The sequence below is a fragment of the Micromonospora sp. NPDC048930 genome (assembly GCF_043197935.1).
Classification (GTDB): Bacteria; Actinomycetota; Actinomycetes; order Mycobacteriales; family Micromonosporaceae; genus Micromonospora.
The window spans coordinates 1-17,365 of sequence record NZ_JBICUB010000029.1 but is presented as its reverse complement, the minus strand read 5'-3'; the positions used below and the strand labels follow the sequence as shown (position 1 = coordinate 17,365).

13 protein-coding genes and 2 tRNA genes are annotated in these 17,365 nt (G+C 73.1%); 10 read left to right on the top strand and 5 right to left on the bottom strand.

Features of this window, described 5'->3' with window-relative positions; all coding sequences use genetic code 11:
* Positions 1-17 precede the first annotated feature (17 nt).
* From ACGFI9_RS36310 to ACGFI9_RS36285, 6 genes are all read left to right on the top strand, one after another.
* Positions 18-638, top strand: coding sequence for an EboA domain-containing protein (locus ACGFI9_RS36310; RefSeq protein WP_393185463.1), 621 nt, complete (start codon positions 18-20; stop codon positions 636-638).
* Positions 638-1,489, top strand: coding sequence for a TatD family hydrolase (locus ACGFI9_RS36305; protein WP_393185461.1), 852 nt, complete (start codon positions 638-640; stop codon positions 1,487-1,489). The genes ACGFI9_RS36310 and ACGFI9_RS36305 overlap by 1 nt, the downstream gene beginning before the upstream one ends.
* Positions 1,489-2,676 carry a metabolite traffic protein EboE gene (gene eboE, locus ACGFI9_RS36300; protein ID WP_393185459.1) on the top strand — a complete coding sequence of 396 codons (1,188 nt, stop codon included), beginning with the start codon at positions 1,489-1,491 and terminating at the stop codon, positions 2,674-2,676. The genes ACGFI9_RS36305 and eboE overlap by 1 nt, the downstream gene beginning before the upstream one ends.
* A 76-nt stretch (positions 2,677-2,752) precedes the next feature.
* A complete protein-coding gene (locus ACGFI9_RS36295; protein WP_393185457.1) occupies positions 2,753-4,147 on the top strand; it encodes an alkaline phosphatase family protein in 1,395 nt (464 codons plus the stop codon).
* On the top strand, positions 4,144-5,211 hold the full coding sequence (locus tag ACGFI9_RS36290) for a polyprenyl synthetase family protein (protein WP_393185455.1): 1,068 nt from the start codon (positions 4,144-4,146) through the stop codon (positions 5,209-5,211). Before ACGFI9_RS36295 ends, ACGFI9_RS36290 begins: the two co-directional genes overlap by 4 nt.
* A 266-nt stretch (positions 5,212-5,477) precedes the next feature.
* Positions 5,478-6,488: a sugar phosphate isomerase/epimerase family protein gene (locus ACGFI9_RS36285; protein ID WP_393185453.1), complete on the top strand. Its 1,011-nt coding sequence runs from the start codon at positions 5,478-5,480 to the stop codon at positions 6,486-6,488.
* A 71-nt stretch (positions 6,489-6,559) separates the two neighbouring features.
* On the opposite strand, the gene ACGFI9_RS36280 is transcribed toward ACGFI9_RS36285, so the two are convergent.
* The 4 genes from ACGFI9_RS36280 to ACGFI9_RS36265 form a co-directional block, all read right to left on the bottom strand.
* The gene (locus tag ACGFI9_RS36280) at positions 6,560-7,744 is read right to left on the bottom strand and encodes an ROK family protein (protein WP_393185452.1); all 1,185 of its coding nucleotides are present in this window, start codon (positions 7,742-7,744) and stop codon (positions 6,560-6,562) included.
* A gap of 107 nt (positions 7,745-7,851) precedes the next feature.
* Positions 7,852-8,925, bottom strand: a complete 1,074-nt coding sequence (locus tag ACGFI9_RS36275; protein WP_393185450.1) for a sugar phosphate isomerase/epimerase family protein — start codon at positions 8,923-8,925, stop codon at positions 7,852-7,854.
* A gap of 85 nt (positions 8,926-9,010) precedes the next feature.
* Entirely contained in the window at positions 9,011-12,346 is a 3,336-nt protein-coding gene (locus ACGFI9_RS36270; protein ID WP_393185448.1) for a ThuA domain-containing protein, read from the bottom strand.
* 265 nt (positions 12,347-12,611) lie between these two features.
* Positions 12,612-13,013, bottom strand: coding sequence for a hypothetical protein (locus tag ACGFI9_RS36265; protein WP_393185446.1), 402 nt, complete (start codon positions 13,011-13,013; stop codon positions 12,612-12,614).
* A gap of 285 nt (positions 13,014-13,298) precedes the next feature.
* Here ACGFI9_RS36265 and ACGFI9_RS36260 point away from each other — a divergent pair.
* From ACGFI9_RS36260 to ACGFI9_RS36245, 4 genes are all read left to right on the top strand, one after another.
* A tRNA-Asn gene (locus ACGFI9_RS36260) sits at positions 13,299-13,371 on the top strand.
* Between the two features lie 177 nt (positions 13,372-13,548).
* A complete protein-coding gene (locus tag ACGFI9_RS36255) occupies positions 13,549-15,687 on the top strand; it encodes an MMPL family transporter (RefSeq protein WP_393185445.1) in 2,139 nt (712 codons plus the stop codon).
* A complete protein-coding gene (locus ACGFI9_RS36250; protein ID WP_393185444.1) occupies positions 15,677-16,918 on the top strand; it encodes an NAD(P)/FAD-dependent oxidoreductase in 1,242 nt (413 codons plus the stop codon). Before ACGFI9_RS36255 ends, ACGFI9_RS36250 begins: the two co-directional genes overlap by 11 nt.
* Before the next feature lie 152 nt (positions 16,919-17,070).
* Positions 17,071-17,147 (top strand) — tRNA-Ile (locus ACGFI9_RS36245).
* 57 nt (positions 17,148-17,204) lie between these two features.
* Here the strand turns inward: ACGFI9_RS36245 and ACGFI9_RS36240 are convergent.
* Positions 17,205-17,365, bottom strand: a 161-nt coding sequence (locus ACGFI9_RS36240) for a WYL domain-containing protein (RefSeq protein WP_393185529.1), incomplete at its 5' end; no start/stop codon positions are given.

The window sequence follows — 17,365 nt, the reverse complement described above, 5'->3', positions numbered from 1 at the left end:
CTCAGAGGGGAGACGGCATGACACCCGACCGACTGCGCGCCGCGCTGCACGGCGTACCCGATCCGCAGTGGCTGGACGCGGCGCTGCGCCGCGTCGCGACCGAACCCGTGGCGATCCCGCGGCTGTTCGCCGCCGCCGCCCGGCGGTGCGGTCGGGGGCCGCTGCCGGACCCGTCCGGATGGACCGTCGACGAGGCGGCCCGGGCGCTGCTGCTGGCCGCGCTCCCCGCCGACCACGCGGTGGTGGCCGACTCGCTCTACCGGCACGGCGACGCCGCCGAGAAGCGGGCCGTGCTGCGGGCCCTGCCGCTGCTGCCGATCGGGGCGGAGTGCGTGCCGCTGCTGCACGACGCGATCCGCACCAACGACACCCGGCTGGTCGCCGCCGCGCTCGGCCCGTACGCCCGGCACCTGGAGCAGCCGGCCTGGCGGCAGGCCGTGCTGAAGTGCGTCTTCACCGGCGTGCCGCTGGCCGTCGTCGACGACCTGGACGCCCGGGCGGACGGCGAGCTGGGGGCGATGCTGGCCGGGCTCGCCGCCGAACGGCACGCGGCCGGCCGGACCATGCCCGCCGACGCCACCGCCCTGCTCGACCGGCTCGGCGCCGGCTCGCACCCCACCACCGCCAGGGAGGCGTGATGCGCATCTTCGATCCGCACATCCACATGACGTCCCGGACCACCGACGACTACGAGCGGATGGCCGCCGCCGGGGTACGCGCGGTGGTGGAGCCCGCCTTCTGGCTCGGCCAGCCGCGCACCAGCGTCGACACGTTCGTCGACTACTTCGACTCGCTGATCGGCTGGGAGCCGTTCCGGGCCGGGCAGTTCGGCGTCCGGCACCACGCCACCGTGGCGCTGAACCCGAAGGAGGCCAACGACCCGCGCTGCCGCCCGGTGCTCGACCTGCTCCCGCGCTACCTGGACAAGGACGGCGTGGTCGCGGTCGGCGAGATCGGCTACGACTCGATGACCCCGGCCGAGGACGCCGCCTTCGCCGGGCAGCTCGCCCTGGCCGTCGGGCACGACCTGCCCGCCCTGGTGCACACCCCGCACCGGGACAAGGCACGCGGGGTCGAGCGCACCCTGGCGGTGGTCGCCGAGTCCGGCATCGACCCGGGCCGGGTGCTGGTCGACCACCTCAACGAGGTCACCGTGAAGCTGGTCCGGGACACCGGGTGCTGGCTGGGCTTCTCCATCTACCCGGAGACGAAGATGTCGCCGCCCCGGATGGTCGAGCTGCTGAAGACGTACGGGACCGAGCGGATGCTGGTCAACTCGGCCGCCGACTGGGGGCGCTCCGACCCGCTGCTCACCCGGGCCACCGGGGAGGCGATGCTGCACGCCGGCTTCACCGAGGACGACGTGGACCGGGTGCTGTGGCGCAACCCGGTGGAGTTCTACGGCCAGTCGGGCCGGCTGGACCTCACCGACCTGGACGCGCCGGCGCCCACCTTCGCCGGCAACTCCATCCTGCGCGGGGGCGAGTGATGCGGTTCCGGCACGCCGACGGCAGCACCGTCCACCTCGGCTACTGCACCAACGTCCACCCCGCCGAGGACCTGGCCGGCGTCCTCGCCCAGCTCGACACGTACGCGGTCAACGTCCGGCGGGCGCTCGACGTGGACCTGCTCGGCCTGGGACTGTGGCTGGCCGCCCCGGTCGCCGCCGAACTGGCCGCCGACCCGGCGGCCCGCCGCCGGCTCCGGCACGAGCTGACCGTACGCGGGCTCGAGGTGGTCACCCTCAACGGCTTCCCGTACGCGGCCTTCCAGGCGCCGGTGGTGAAGGGCGCGGTCTACCACCCGGACTGGACCACCCCGGACCGGCTCGGCTACACGCTGAACCTGGCCCGGGTGCTGGCCGACCTGCTCCCCGACGACGCGGCCCGCGGCTCGGTCTCCACCCTGCCGCTGGCCTGGCGTACCCCCTGGGACGCCGATCGGGCCGACGCCGCCCGACGCCGCCTCGACGAGCTGGCCGCCGGACTCGCGGCGGTGGAACGGGAGACCGGCCGGACCGTCCGGGTCGGCTTCGAGCCGGAACCGGGCTGTCTGGTGGAGTCCACGGGACAGGCGTCCGAGGTATTGTCAGCCATGGATACCGACCGGCTCGGGATCTGCGTGGACCTGGCGCACCTCGCCTGCGCCTGGGAGGAGCCGGTCGAGGCGCTGGGCCGGCTCCGCGCCGCCGGGCTGCCGGTGGTGAAGGTGCAGGTCTCCGCCGCCCTCGCCGCGACCGACCCGGCCGGGTCCGCCGAGGCGCTGCGCCGCTGGGTCGAGCCGCGCTTCCTGCACCAGACCCGGACCGCCGGCTGCGCGGGCGCCGCCGACCCGGCCCACCCGGCGTACGCGGCGGACGACCTGGACGCCGCCCTGGACGCACGCCTGCCCGGGCCGTGGCGGGTGCACTACCACGTACCGCTGCACGCCCCGCCCGAGCCGCCGCTGACCTCCACCATGCCGGTGCTGCGGGCGGCCCTGGCCGCGCTCTACGCCGGACCGGTCGCCGGCTGCGACCACCTCGACGTCGAGACGTACACCTGGGGCGTGCTGCCGGAGTCGCGGCGGCCGCGTACCGGCGGGGAGCTGGCCATCGGCATCGCCGCCGAGCTGGCCTTCACCCGCGCGGAGCTGGCCGCCCTCGGGCTGGCCACGACCGTGGGGGTGGGCCGGTGAGCGAGCGTCAGCGAGCGAACCTTCGACACAGCGTCGTCGTGCCTCAGGCCGGCGCCGAGCGGAGCGAGGTGCCGGCATGAGCAGGCGACTGGTGGTGCTGGACGTGGTGGGGCTGACCCCGCGGCTGCTGGCGCACATGCCCCGGCTGCGCGCGGTCGCCGAGTCCGGCTTCACCGCCGAGCTGGGCACCGTGCTGCCCGCGGTCACCTGCTCGGTGCAGTCCACCTTCCTCACCGGCGAACCGCCCTCCGGGCACGGCATCGTCGGCAACGGCTGGTACTTCCGCGACCTCGGCGAGGTGCTGCTCTGGCGGCAGCACAACGCGCTGGTCGGCGGGGAGAAGCTGTGGCAGGCGGCCCGGCGGGTGGAGCCCGGCTACCGGGTCGCGAACGTCTGCTGGTGGTACGCGATGGGCGCCGACGTGGACTGGACGGTGACGCCCCGCCCGATCTACCACGCCGACGGCCGCAAGGAGCCGGACTGCTGGACCGACCCGCCCGAGCTGCACGACACCCTGACCGACGCGCTCGGCACCTTCCCGCTCTTCACCTACTGGGGGCCGGGCGCCGGGCTGCCCTCGTCCCGGTGGATCTGCCGGGCGGCCGAGAAGATCCTCACCGAGCAGTCGCCCGACCTGACCCTGGTGTACGTGCCGCACCTCGACTACGACCTGCAACGCTTCGGGCCGTCCGGGCCGGAGGCCGCCGCCGCGGCGGCGGAGCTGGACGCGGTGCTGGCCCCGCTGCTCGACGCCGCCCGGGCACAGGACGCGACGGTGGTGGCGCTCTCCGAGTACGGCATCACCGACGTCTCCCGCCCGGTCGACGTCAACCGGCTGCTGCGCGCCGAGGGGCTGCTGCGGGTCTACACCCAGGCCGGCATGGAGTACCTGGACCCGTGGACGTCCCGGGCGTTCGCGGTCGCCGACCACCAGGTGGCGCACGTGTACGTCAAGGACCCGGCGGACGTGCCGGCGGTGGCCAAGCTGTGCGCGGCGCTGCCCGGGGTGGCCGAGGTGCTGGACGCCGCCGGCCAGGCCGGGTACGGGCTGGACCACGCCCGCTCCGGCGAGCTGGTGCTGGTGGCGGAGCCGGACGCCTGGTTCACGTACTACTACTGGCTCGACGACGCGCGCGCGCCCGACTTCGCCCGCCTCGTGGAGATCCACCGCAAGCCGGGTTACGACCCCGCCGAGTTGTTCTTCGACCCGGCCGCCCCGGGGGCCGCGAAGCGGCGGGCGGCGGTGGCCCTGGCCCGCAAGAAGCTCGGCATGCGGTACCTGATGAGCGTGGTCGGGCTGGACGCCGGGGCGCGGGCGGTCCGCGGCTCGCACGGCCGGCTGCCCGCCGACCCGGCCGACGGGCCGGTGCTGCTCTGCTCCGACCCCACCGCGGCCCGGGACCGGCTCGCCGCCACCGACGTGAAGGCCCTGCTGCTCCAGCTCGCCGGACTGGCCTCGGAGGCGCCATGACCCTCGCCGTCGCACCGACCGACCCGACCCTGCTGCGGGAACGCTTCGACGACGCGCTCGCCGCGTTCCTGCGCGAGCGGCGGACGGGTCGGTCGGACGACGGGACGCCGGCCGTCCACGCCGTGCTCCGCCGGTTCGTGCTGGCCGGCGGCAAGCGGCTGCGGCCGCTCTTCTGCTACTGGGGCTGGCGGGGCTTCGGCGGCCCCGACGGCCAGCCGATCGTGGTCGCGGCGGCGGCGCTGGAACTGTTCCACGCCTTCGCCCTGATCCACGACGACATCCTCGACGGCAGCGACCGGCGGCGCGGCGAGCCCACCGTGCACCGGGTCTTCGCCGACCTGCACGCCCGCTCCGGCTGGCGCGGCGACCCGGAGACGTACGGCCGGGACGCGGCCCTGCTCTGCGGCGACCTCTGCGCCGCCTGGTCGGGGCAGATGTTCCACGGCTGCGGGCTCGACCACGAGCGGATCCGGCGGGGACACGTCCTCTTCGCCCGGATGCGGGCCGAGGTGATCGCGGGGGAGTACCTGGACGTGGTGGGCACGGCCGGCGAGAGCTCGGTGGCCGACGTGCTCACCGTGATCCGGATGAAGACGGCCCGCTACACGGTGACCCGGCCGGTGCAGATCGGCGCCGCCCTGGCCGGCGCCGAGCCGGACACGGTGGCGGCGCTGGCGGACTTCGGCGACCCGCTCGGCGAGGCCTTCCAGCTCCGCGACGACCTGCTCGGCGTCTTCGGCGACCCGGCGGTCACCGGCAAGTCCAACCTGGACGACCTGCGGGAGGGGAAGTCCACGGTGCTGCTGGCGCTGGCCCGGGCCGCCGCCGACCCGGCGCAGGCGGCCCGCCTGCGGAGCCTGGTCGGCGACGCGGCGCTGGGAGCGGCGGGCGCGGCCGAGGTACGCGGGATCATCGAGGCGACCGGGGCGCGGGAGCGGATCGAGGGGATGATCCGGACCCGGGTCGAAGAGGCCCGTGCCTTGCTGGACCGGCTGCCGCTGGCCGAGCCCGCCCGCTCGGCGCTTGCCGACCTCACCACCCGCGCCGCCCACCGCCGCCACTGAGGTGCAAGGAAGGGCCCCCGGTTAACGCCTGGCGTGGTGAAGGGGCCCCTTCTTCACACCCCGCTCCAGTAGCCCCTTCCGCTTGCGGGGCAGCGGAAATAGAGTGGGGGCGGCGACCGCGAGGTGGCCGGTGACCCGCCGGGAGGCGCAACCCGACGGGCCCAGGCGCGACCGCGCCCACCGGTGCTCCGACGGGGTCGCCCGCACCCGGCCGCCCTCGCCCCGGTCCGCTACGGAATCCCCCATCACATCAGGGGAGAAGGACAATGGCGCGACCCATCACGCTCTTCACCGGCCAGTGGGCCGATCTTCCGTTCGACGAGGTCTGCCGGCTCGCCGCCGAGTGGGGGTACGACGGCCTGGAGATCGCCTGCTGGGGCGACCACTTCGAGGTCGACAAGGCGCTCGCCGACGACTCGTACGTGGACCGGAAGCGGGCCACCCTCGCCAAGCACAACCTCCAGGTCTTCGCCATCTCCAACCATCTCGTCGGGCAGGCGGTCTGCGACCACCCCATCGACGAGCGGCACCAGGACATCCTCCCCGCCCGGATCTGGGGTGACGGTGAGCCGGAGGGCGTCCGGCGCCGCGCCGCCGAGGAGATGAAGGACACCGCGCGGGCGGCGGCGAAGCTCGGCGTGAAGACGGTGGTCGGCTTCACCGGCTCGTCGATCTGGCACACCCTGGCGATGTTCCCGCCGGTGCCGCCGGCCATGATCGAGCGCGGCTACCAGGACTTCGCCGACCGCTGGAACCCGATCCTCGACGTCTTCGACGAGGTGGGGGTGCGCTTCGCCCACGAGGTGCACCCGAGCGAGATCGCGTACGACTACTGGACCACCAAGCGGACCCTGGAGGCGATCGGCCACCGGCCCGCGTTCGGGCTGAACTGGGACCCGTCGCACTTCGTCTGGCAGGAGTTGGACCCGGTCAACTTCATCTTCGACTTCGCCGACCGGATCTACCACGTCGACTGCAAGGACGCGAAGGTCCGTACCGGGGACGGCCGGCGCGGCCGGCTCTCCTCCCACCTGCCCTGGGCGGACCTGCGCCGCGGTTGGGACTTCGTCTCCACCGGTCACGGCGACGTGCCCTGGGAGGACTGCTTCCGGGCGTTGAACGCGATCGGCTACGACGGCCCGATCTCGATCGAGTGGGAGGACGCCGGCATGGACCGCCTGGTCGGCGCCCCCGAGGCGCTCCAGTTCGTCCGCCGGCTGGCCTTCGACGCCCCGGCGGCGGCCTTCGACGCCGCCTTCAGCAGCAGCCGGGACTGACCGCACGGCGCCGCGTGGGCGACCCGGCGGTGTCCGCGGGACCGGACACCGCCGGGTCGCCGATCCGCGCCTCAGCAGGGCGCGAAGACCTGCTCGCTGACCAGGCGGGCCGCGCCGATCAGGCCGGCCCGGTCGTCGAGGTCGGACAGGACGATCGGCATGCTCCCGGTGGCCAGCGGCGTCGAGCGCCGGTAGACCACGCCGCGGATCTCCGCGAGCAGGACCGGGCCGATGCCGGGCGCCGCCCCGCCGATGATCACGATGGCCGGGTTCACGAAGCTGACCAGGCCGACCAGCACCTGCCCGAGCCGCCGGGCGGCGTCCCGGATCAGGGTCTGGGCGCATCCGTCCCCGCCGGTCGCCGCGCCCGCCAGGTCGGCCATGGTCAGCGTGCCGGCCGCGGCCAGCCGCTCGGCGAGCGCCGCCGAACGCCCGGCCCGCGCGGCGGTCACCGCCTCGCGCAGCAGGGCGGCGTCCCCGCAGTACGCCTCGACGCAGCCGGAGTTGCCGCAGACGCAGAGCGGCCCGTCCTCGGTGAGCTGGAGGTGGCCGATGTCGCCCGCCCCGCTGGTCGCGCCCCGGTAGAGCGCCCCGCCGAGCACGAGCCCGCAGCCGACGGCGTCGCCGAGCTTGACGTAGAGGAAGTCGTCGAACGGCCGGCCGGTGCCGGCGTGCCGCTCGCCGAGGGCCATCACGTTGGCGTCGTTGTCGACCTGCACCGGGCAGCCCAGCTCGGCGGCGATGGTGTCGCGGACCGGGAACTGGTGCCAGCCGGGCAGGGCGGGCGGGGCGACCGGCGCGCCGTCGCGGACCGCGACGGGCGCGGGCAGGGCCACCCCGACCCCGGTCAACCGGGCCAGCCCCGCCTCGGCCCGCAGCTTGCCGAGGAGTTCCACCGCACGGCCGACCACCACCTCCGGCCCGAGCCGCACGTCGACCGGCTCGGTGTGGCGGGCGAGCACGGTCAGCTCCCCGTCGGTGAGCGCGACGTCGAGCCGTCCGCCGCCGAGGACGACCGCCCCGAACCGGACCTGCTTGCCGAGCCGGAGCAGCGACGACCGCCGGCCGCCCCGGGACGCTGCCGGCCCGGCGCTCTCCACCAGGCCGAGCCCGGTCAGCCGCTCCAGCTCGGCGGCGAACCGGGCCCGGGGCAGGCCCAGGACGTCGGCGAGCTCCACCCGCGAGCGCGGGCCGTCGTCGCGCAGCAGGCACAGCAGCCGCGCCTGGTCGGCGTTCTCCGGTCCGACCATGCTCATCGCGATCACCTCCCCCCGGAATGTGCCACACCCGCGTCACGACCGCGTGACGCGGAGGGGCCGCCCCCGGTTTCCCGGGGACGGCCCCTACGGTTCCGCGGGGTCGGTCAGCCCCGCAGGCTCGCCATGTGCTGGTAGCTGATCTCGGCGTAGCGCAGCGACCGGCCGGGGTCGGCGCTGCCGCCGGGCGCGGTGTCCTGCTCCCACATCGGGTTGTGGTAGCCCTTGGCGCCCATGTTGGCGAAGAAGCCGCCGTAGTCGATGTCGCCCTGGCCGAGCGGCACCATGTCGTACCCGTTGGTGGTGTTCGTGTTGATCTTGCCGTCCTTGGCGTGGAACAGCGGGAACCGGATCGGCTGGGCGGCGACCACGGCCAGCGGGTCGAAGATGCTGGTCTGGGTCACCCCGTCCGGGTCGGTGTAGCTGCGGTGCCGGTACTGCGCCACGTGCGCCCAGTAGATGTCCATCTCGAACCAGACCCACTCCGGGTTGGTCCGGGCGATGAAGTACTCCAGCTTGCGGACGCCGGAGGACCGGGTCGGCCGGCCCGCCGCGTCCAGCGGGCCGCTGTCCAGCAGGAAGTTGTACGCCGCGTCGTGGTTGTGGGTGTACAGCTTCAGCCCCCGGGCGGCGGCCATCTCGCCGAAGGTGTTCCACCGGTCGACGGCGGCGTCCCAGTCGGCCTTGTAGTTGCTGCCGGTCGGGTCGCTGCCGGTGCCGATGTGCGACATGCCGAGGATCTCGGCGGTGTCCAGGGTCTGCTCGAACTGCGCGATGGTGGTCGCGTTGACCGTGCCCGGGACCGAGGCGTGCGAGCCGTTGGCGCGCAGCCCGTTGTCGTCGAGGATCTTGCGGATCTCCTGTGGGGTGATCTGCCGGCCGAGGATCGAGGTGTGCTGGGTGTACCCGGCGAACTCGACCTCCTGGTAGCCGATCTCGGCGAGCCGGCCGAGCACCCGCTCGAAGCCGAACGGCACGCCGCTGCCGTCGTCGGCGGCGCCGATCCGGTCGCGGACGCTGTAGAGGATGATGCCGCGCTTGCCGGTCGGGACGAGCAGGCCGTTGCCTTCCGCTGCGGCGGAGGGGGCCCAGCCGGCCGCGCCGACGGCGACCGCGCCGGCCGCCCCGGCGAGGGTGCCGAGCATCCGGCGGCGGCTCATCCCGTGCTGTGTGTCGGTCATGTCGTGACAGCCTTTCGGAGGTGATGGTGGGTGTCGGGGGAGTCGGTGCGGGTGGGGGCCGCCACCGGCGGCCCCCACCCGGGCGTCACGGGGTGACGCCGATGCCCTGGCCGGTGAACTCGACCCAGTTGAGGTTGCCGAAGCCGCTGGCCGGACCGCCGCTGACGGTGGTGAAGACCAGGTAGAGCTTGTGCGTCCCGCCCGGGTCGGTGATCGGCACCGTGGTGCTGGTGAAGGCGTTGTTGCCGCTGGTCGCGTTGACCGTGGCGGTGGTCAGCAGCGGACCGGTGGGGGAGTCCAGCCGGAACTGGACGGCGAACCGGGGCTGCCCGGCGGTGGCGGCGCTGCCCCCGGAGGTGCGCAGCGTCACCGACTGCATGTTCGTCAGGTTCACGGTGTTGTTGATCGCGATCCAGTCGCCGTTGTCGAGGCTGCCGCGCTGCTGCCCGCCCCCGGTGTCCGCGCTGGTGCCGACCGTGGTGCCGGACTCGTCGGCGGCGAACTCGACCTCCTGCCGCTTGGCCTGGATGATCTGCTGGTCCACCGTGGTCAGCGCCGGCTGGCCGTTGGCCCCCTTGTCGGTGTACGACGCGCTGACCACGCCGTAGATGTAGCCGCCGTGGGAGGCGTCGTCCGCGTCCGTGGGCAGCACGCCCGAGCAGCCGAACTGGTTGGCCTCACCGTGCCCGTGGCTGTCGTGGCCGAGCACGAAGGTCACCTCGACCTTGCTGCAGTCGACCGGCCCGTCCTCCGGGTCGGTCACCGTGACCGTCCACGGGATGTCGTCGCCCCAGCTGAAGAAGCCGCCCTCGAGCGGGGTGTTGACGGTGACGGTCGGCGCGGTGTTGCCGACTGTGATGGTGGTGTTCGCCGACGCGGTCTTGCCGCTGGAGTCGGTCACCGTCAACCGGGCGGTGTAGACGCCGTTGGTGGTGTAGGTGAACGACGGGTTCGGGTCGATCGAGTCGGTGGTGCCGTTGCCGTCGAAGTCCCAGGCGAACCTGATGGAGTCGGCCGGGTCCGGGTCCTTCGAGCCCTCGCTGGAGAAGGCGACGGTCAGCGGCGCGATGCCGTTGGTCGGGGTCGCGCCGAGCACCGCGGTCGGTGCCCGCAGGCCCTTGACGTAGCTGAACTTCAGCATCGCCGCGTCCGGGTTGATGTTGAAGAACCCGTCGCCGTACGTCAGCAGGTAGAAGTTGCCGTCCTTGCCCCAGCGCATGTCCATCGGGTTGTCGCAGAGGAACGGCTTGGCCGGGGTGGTCGGCGCCTGCCCGCAGTTCAACACATTGTTGATCTTCAGGATGTCGCCCTTGTCGTCCAGCCGGATCTCCTTGAGGGTGTCCCGGGTGAACTCACCGAAGAAGATGGCGCCGTCGTAGTACTCGGGGAACTTCGTCTCCGACCTCAGCTCCGGGTCGTAGTCGTACTTCGCCGCGCCGTGCGGGCCGACGCCACCCGTGCCCAGCTCGGGGAAGAGCACGGGACAGGTCTGCGTGGGCGTGGACAGGTAGGACTCCGGGCACGGCGTCGGCGCCTGGAACGAGTACCACAGCTCGGACTTCTCCACCGGCTTCAGATCGGTCAGGCCGGTGTTGTGCCGCGAGGTGTTCTTCGGCGCCGCGCAGTCGAAGGGCGCGACCGGGGAGATGGGGCTGGTGGTCCAGTTCATCTCGATGTACGGCAGGTTCGGCTGCACGCACATCGGCCAGCCGTAGTTCGCCGGCTTGTCGACCACCATCATCCGGCCGGTGCCGGCCGGTCCCCGCCCGACCTGCGGGGTCGAGGAGTCGGGGGAGTAGTCGGTGATGTAGGCGACGTCGTTCTTGTCCAGGGTGATCCGGAACGGGTTCCGGAAGCCCATCGCGTAGATCTCCGGCCGGGTCTTGTCGGTGCCGGGCGGGTACAGGTTGCCCGCCGGGACGGTGTACGACCCGTCCGCGCCGACGGTGATCCGCAGGATCTTGCCGCGCAGGTCGTTGGTGTTGGCCGAGCTGCGCCGGGCGTCGACGAACGGGGCCTGGTAGACGCCGGTGGCGCTGACCGAGTCGTTGTGCGGCGAGAAGCCGCCGGACCCGCCGCCGCCGGCCGGGGTGTCGTCCCCGGTGACCAGCCAGAGGTTGTTCTTGGAGTCGAACGCGATGTCACCGGCCACGTGGCAGCAGGCGCCCCGGTCGACCGGCACCTGGAGGATCTTCTGCTCGGTGCTCAGGTCCAGCGAGGGCGTGTCGCCGTCGACGAACTTGAAGCGGGAGAGCTGGAAGTAGCCCTTCCACACGTCCCAGGCGTGCGGGTCGGTGCTGGTGGTCGGCGCGCCGCCGGTCGGGGTGTCCAGCGGGGGCGCGTAGTAGAGGTAGACCCACTTGTTGGTGGCGAAGTCGTTGTCGATCGCCGGGCCGTACATCCCGTCCTCGCTGTGGGTGTACACCGGGATCTGGGCCAGGACAGTGGTCTCGTTCGTCTCCGGGTTGTGCAGCCGTACACCGCCGCGCCGGTCGGTCTGGATCACCCGGCCGTCGGGGAGCACGTCGAAGCCGATCGGCTCGTTGACGTTGGGCTGCGCCCCGATGACCGTCATCTGGTAGTTGGCCAGCACGGTCGCGCCGCAGTCGCCGTTGGTCACCCCGGCCGCCCACTGGATCGCGCCGCCCAGGTGGGCCCGCAGGTCCGCGCTGTCGTAGCTGTCCGGGGTGGCGCCGAGTCCGGTGTAGAACGACCGGCCGCCCTGGTAGTCCTTGCACCAGGTGATCGGGTGGTCGAAGCCCATGGTGCCGCCGGTGTACGTCTTCTCGTCCACCGTGGCCAGCACGTGCGAGACGCCCCGGACGTTGGCCGCGAAGTTGTACCACCGGTCGGTGGTGCTCCACCGCTGCGGCAGTTCCTTCGAGGCCGGGTGGACCCGGTCGGCGACGGTGACGGTGGCCGTGCTGGCCGCCGACGGCGCGCCGGTGGCCCGGGTGCCGAGCACGTTGGTGAGGAAGGACCAGTCCGGTTCGGCCTCGATGGCGGAGTTGACGCCGACGAAGCCGCCGCCGTCGCGGTAGTACCGCTCGAAGGCCGCCTGCTGGGCGTCGTTGAGCACGTCGCCGGCGGTGTTGAGGAACACCACGGCACGGAACTGCTTCAGGTGCGACTCGTCGAACTTGCGGGGGTCGTTGGTGACCTCGACGGTGAAGCGCCGTTCCTGCCCGAGTTGCTGGATGGCCTGTACGCCGGCCGCGGTGGCGGCGTTGTTGCCGCTGGCCGACCGGGTGAAGATCAGCACCTTGTACTGGATGCCGTTGCTGTTGGGTGCGGGGGCGTTGAGCACCGGCGCGGCCTGCGCCGGGGTCGGAGTCTGCTCGGCCGTCGCGACGAGCGTCGCGCCGACGAGGGCGAGCAGGCTGAGATGGGTGGCGGCCCTGCGGCCGAACGATCTGCGCATCGAACCTCGCTCTGGTCGGGCGGGTCCGCCTCAGCGCCGGGACGAGGCTGAGGAGGTCGCTGGGGAGGTGACGAGAGCCTGGCCAGGTTCTACGCGAGACGATATTTGCGGACGGGACCAAAGAGAAGAGGTTGAAGCCAGAAGTTTTCGCCGAACCAGCTCCACTTTTGTTCAGGATGAGCAAAAGTGGGAGCGGGTGGGTGCTGTTCGGACAGATGGAAGCGGGCCGGTCGCCCGATGGCGACCGGCCCGCTGCCCGGATGTGTCAGAGGTTGCTGCCGCTGCTGCTCGTGCCGGACGACTTGGTGCTCGTGCTGGTGGTCGTCGAGCCGGTCGCGCTGGTCGACCCCGTGCCGGTCGAGCCGGACTTCGCGCCGACCGCGGCCGGCGTACCCGCGAACGGTTTGTCGGCGGCGGTCAACCCCTGCTTGTTGCCGTTGCCGCTGCTCAGCTTCTCGCCCAGCTTGGTCTGCCCCAGCTTGTCCTTGCCCTCGGCGTAGAGCCGGGTCGCCTGGGCCTGCGCGACACCGGCCGCCTCCTGGACGGTCGGATGGTCGAGCACCTTGCGGCCGCGGACCACCAGCTCCTCGTACTTCTCCCGGCCGGCACGGGCGCCCAGGACGAATCCCGCAGCCAGCCCGCCAAGAAACATGATCTTTCCGCGCATGGCGGCTCCTTCCGTACCTGACGCGCCGCCGTCCCCACCGGAGGCGTCCGGCGGGCACGACCATCTCGCGCCTGAGTCCTCTGTCGGCGGCTAACTACCCATCCTGCTCTCCGCTCATGCCTCCTTGTGCCGAGACGACGATTTGTCCGTATTGTCGGCGGGTCGCCGGGCTTGCCGGGCGGTCCCGGTGGATGGGGTAACCCCCTGGCGCGCCACCCCCCGATGTCCTGTACTCTTGTCCCCGTCGCACGGCGCGGAGAGATCCGGCAGCCGGGCGGTGCACGGTCCCCTGTAGCTCAATTGGCAGAGCAGCCGGCTGTTAACCGGCAGGTTATTGGTTCGAGTCCAATCGGGGGAGCTTCACTCCACACGACGCCCGTCGGCCTTCGCCGACGGGCGTTTCTCGTACGACCTCCCGCTCCCGCTCCCGGCCGGGTGGTTTCTGCCCGCCCGCGCCCTTCCGCCCGGCAGGATGGGCGATGTCGGCTTGGCACTCCCCTGCGTCGGTCGGTGCGTCGATTCGAGGTGGGTGGAGATGGCCGGAGGACTGAGCCGCTGGACGGCGACGCTGGTCGCCCTCGCGGTCGTGCTGGGCTGGCTCGTCGTCGGCGGGATCGCCGGGCCGTACTCGGGGAAGCTCGGCGACGTCGCCACCAACGACAATGCCTCCTTCCTGCCCGCGAACGCCGAGGCCACCCGGGCCCAGAACCTCTCCGCCGGCTTCGTCGCCAAGGAGACCACCCCGGCTCTCGTCGTCTACCAGCGCACCGCCGGGATCACCCCCGCCGACCAGCAGCGCGTCCAGGCCGACGCCGCCCGCTTCGCCCAGGTGCCGGGCGTGGTCGGCCCGCTGCCGCCGCCCATCGTCAGCCAGGACCGCCAGGCCGTGCAGGTGATCGTCCCGATCGACAGCTCCGAGGGCGAGCGGATCCGTGCGGTCGTCGACCGGCTGCGGGAGATCACCGGTACGGACCGGGATGGGCTCACCGTCGACGTGGCCGGGCCGGCCGGGCTGCTCGCCGACCTGATCCAGGTCTTCACCGCCATCGACGGGCCGCTGCTGCTCGTCACCCTCTTCGTGGTGCTGATCATCCTGCTGGTCGTCTACCGCAGCCCGGTCCTCTGGATCTTCCCGCTGCTCGCCGCCGGCATGTCGTACGGGCTGGCCTCGCTCTTCGTCTACCACCTCGCCAAGAACGACGTCATCAAGCTCAACGGGCAGGCACAGGGCATCCTCACCGTGCTGGTCTTCGGCGCCGGCACCGACTACGCGCTGCTGCTGATCGCCCGCTACCGGGAGGAACTGCACCGGCACGAGCGGCCCTGGGACGCGCTGCGGATCGCCTGGAAAGGCGCCGCCCCGGCCATCTTCGCCTCCGGCGCCACCGTCATCGTCAGCCTGCTCTGCCTGCTGCTGTCCAGCCTGAACTCCAACCGGGCGCTCGGCCCGGTCGCCGCCGTCGGCATCGCCGCCACCCTGCTGGTCATGCTCACCTTCCTGCCCGCCCTGCTGCTGCTCGGCGGTCGGTGGGCGTTCTGGCCGCGCCGGCCCCGCTTCGACCACGCCGACCCGCGCGCCGAGCACGGCATCTGGGGGCGGGTCGCCGGCTTCGTGGCCCGGCGGGCCCGGGCCGTCTGGCTGGTCACCGCGGTCGTCCTGGCCGCGCTCGCGGTCGGGGTCACCCAGCTCGGCGCCACCACCCTCGGCCAGTCCGACCTGTTCACCCACCGGCCCGACTCGGTGGCCGGGCAGGAGGTGATCGCCCGGCACTACCCGGCCGGCACCGGCAGCCCGGCCACCATCTTCACCGACCAGGCCGCCGCCCGGCAGGTCGCCCAGGTGGCCCAGGGCGTACGGGGGGTGTCCTCGGTCCGGCCGCTCACCGAGCAGGGCCAGGCCGGGCCGGTCGACCCGACCGCGCCGCCCAAGGTCGTCGACGGGCGGGTGCAGCTGCTGGCCACCCTTTCCGACCCGCCGGACAGCGACGGCGCCGAGCGGACCGTCCGCGACCTGCGCGCGGCGGTGCACAAGGTGCCCGGCTCGGACAGCGTGGTCGGCGGCTTCACCGCCATCAACGTGGACACCGCCGCCGCCGCCACCCGGGACCGCAACGTCATCATCCCGGTGGTGCTGCTGGTCATCGCGGTCATCCTGGCCCTGCTGCTGCGCGCCCTGGTCGCCCCGATCCTGCTGATCGCCACCGTGGTGCTGTCGTTCCTGGCCACCCTCGGCCTCTGCGCGCTGATCTTCCGGTACGTCCTCGACTACCCCGGCGTCGACCAGTCGTTCCCGCTCTTCGCATTCGTCTTCCTGGTCGCCCTCGGCATCGACTACAACATCTTCCTGATGAGCCGGGTCCGCGAGGAGTCGGTCCGGCGCGGCACCAGGGCCGGGGTGCTCACCGGGCTCGCCGTCACCGGTGGCGTGATCACCTCCGCCGGCATCGTGCTCGCCGCCACCTTCTCCGCGCTCGCCGTCCTGCCGCTGGTGGTGCTCGTCGAGCTGGGCGTGGCGGTCGCCGCCGGGGTGCTGCTCGACACCATCGTCGTCCGGTCGCTGCTGGTGCCCGCGCTCGCGTACGACATCGGGCCGAAGATCTGGTGGCCCGGCCGGCTGTCCCGGTCCAACCGCGACCGCGACCGGGCCGGCGCGGAGGTGGCCCATGCCCGTTGAGACCGACGTCGTCATCGTCGGCGGCGGCCTCGCCGGCCTGGCCGTCGCCCGCCGGCTGCACCGCGCCGGCGTGCCCTGGCGGCTGCTGGAGGCCGCCGACCGGCTCGGCGGCCGGGTGGCCACCGACGAGGTCGACGGCTACCTGCTGGACCGCGGCTTCCAGGTGCTCAACACCGCGTACCCCCGGCTCGGCGGCCTGCTCGACCTGGGCCGGCTCGATCTCGGCTGGTTCACCCCCGGGGTGCTGGTCCGCCGCGGCGACCGCCTGGACCGGCTGGTCAACCCGCTGCGCGACCCCGCCGGGGCGGCCGGCACGGTGACCGCCGGGATCGGTTCGGTCCGCGACCGGCTGCGCTTCGCCGCGCTGGCCACCGGCTGCGCCACCCTGCCCGTGGGCCGGCTGCTCGGCGCGCCGGAGACCACCAGCGAGGCGGCGCTGCGCCGGGCCGGGCTCTCCGACCCGTTCATCGAGGAGCTGCTCCGGCCGTTCCTCTCCGGCGTACTCCTCGACCGTGAGCTGGCCACCTCCAGCCACGTCCTCGCGGTGCTGCTGCGCGCGTTCGCCCGCGGCCGGATCGGCCTGCCCGCGCGGGGGATGGCCGCACTGCCGAGGGCCATCGCCGACCCGCTGCCCGCCGAACTGATCGAGCTGGACACCCCGGTCACCGAGGTCGCGCCCGCCCGGGTCCGCACCCGGGACGGCGAGATCGCCTGCCGCGCCGTCGTGGTCGCCGCGGACCCGCCGGCGGCGACCACCCTGCTGCCCCGCCTCCAACGAGTACGCATGCACGGCTACACGACCTACTACCACAGCGCCGACACCCCGCCCCTGGCCGAGCCGATCCTGCTGCTCGACGGGGAACGCCGGGAGTTGGTCGCCAACACGGTGGTGCTGAGCAACGCTGCACCCACGTACGCGCCGGCCGGGAAGCACCTGGTGGCCACCTCGGTGGTCGGCCCGCAGGCCCCGCCCGAGCCGGTGGTGCGGCGCGAACTCGACCGCCTCTACGGGCGCTCCACCGCCGACTGGACCCACCTCACCACCGTCACCGTCCCGGCCGCCCTCCCCGCCGCGCCGCCCCCGCAGGGCCGGCTGCGCAAGCCGGTCGCCCTCGGCGACGGGCTCTTCGTCGCCGGGGACCACCGGGACACCCCGTCGATCCAGGGGGCGCTGGCCAGCGGCTGGCGTACGGCGGGCGCGGTCCTGGCCGAGCTGCGCGCCGCGGGCTGAGCGGTGCCGCCCCGGGCGGGGACCACGGCGGGGATCGGCCTGCTGCGCGCTGTTATCCTCGCGTTGCCCATCGTGTCGGGCCGATCATCACGGCCGGCCCGTTCGGTGGTGGCCGGTGATCCGTTGGGCGGGTTACGATCCGGCGCGGTAGCGGGGCGGTAGCTCAGCAGGTTAGAGCAGGGGACTCATAATCCCTCGGTCGCGGGTTCGAGTCCCGCCCGCCCCACCACGCTGCACTGGCAGACATCGACCCTGGTAGCGGACTGGTCGGTGGTGTCGGGTGGCGTCACAGCTCGGCGATGGCTTCGGCGGTGGTGGGCGGCGTGCCCACGGCCTCGATGGGGATACGAGCGGCGGGCTGGGTTGTCAGGTGTGCGGCGCTGACGCGGTCGAGGCGGAGCCAGCGGATCGCTTGACGAAGGTGGCAGTGCCCGACGAGGTACCAGT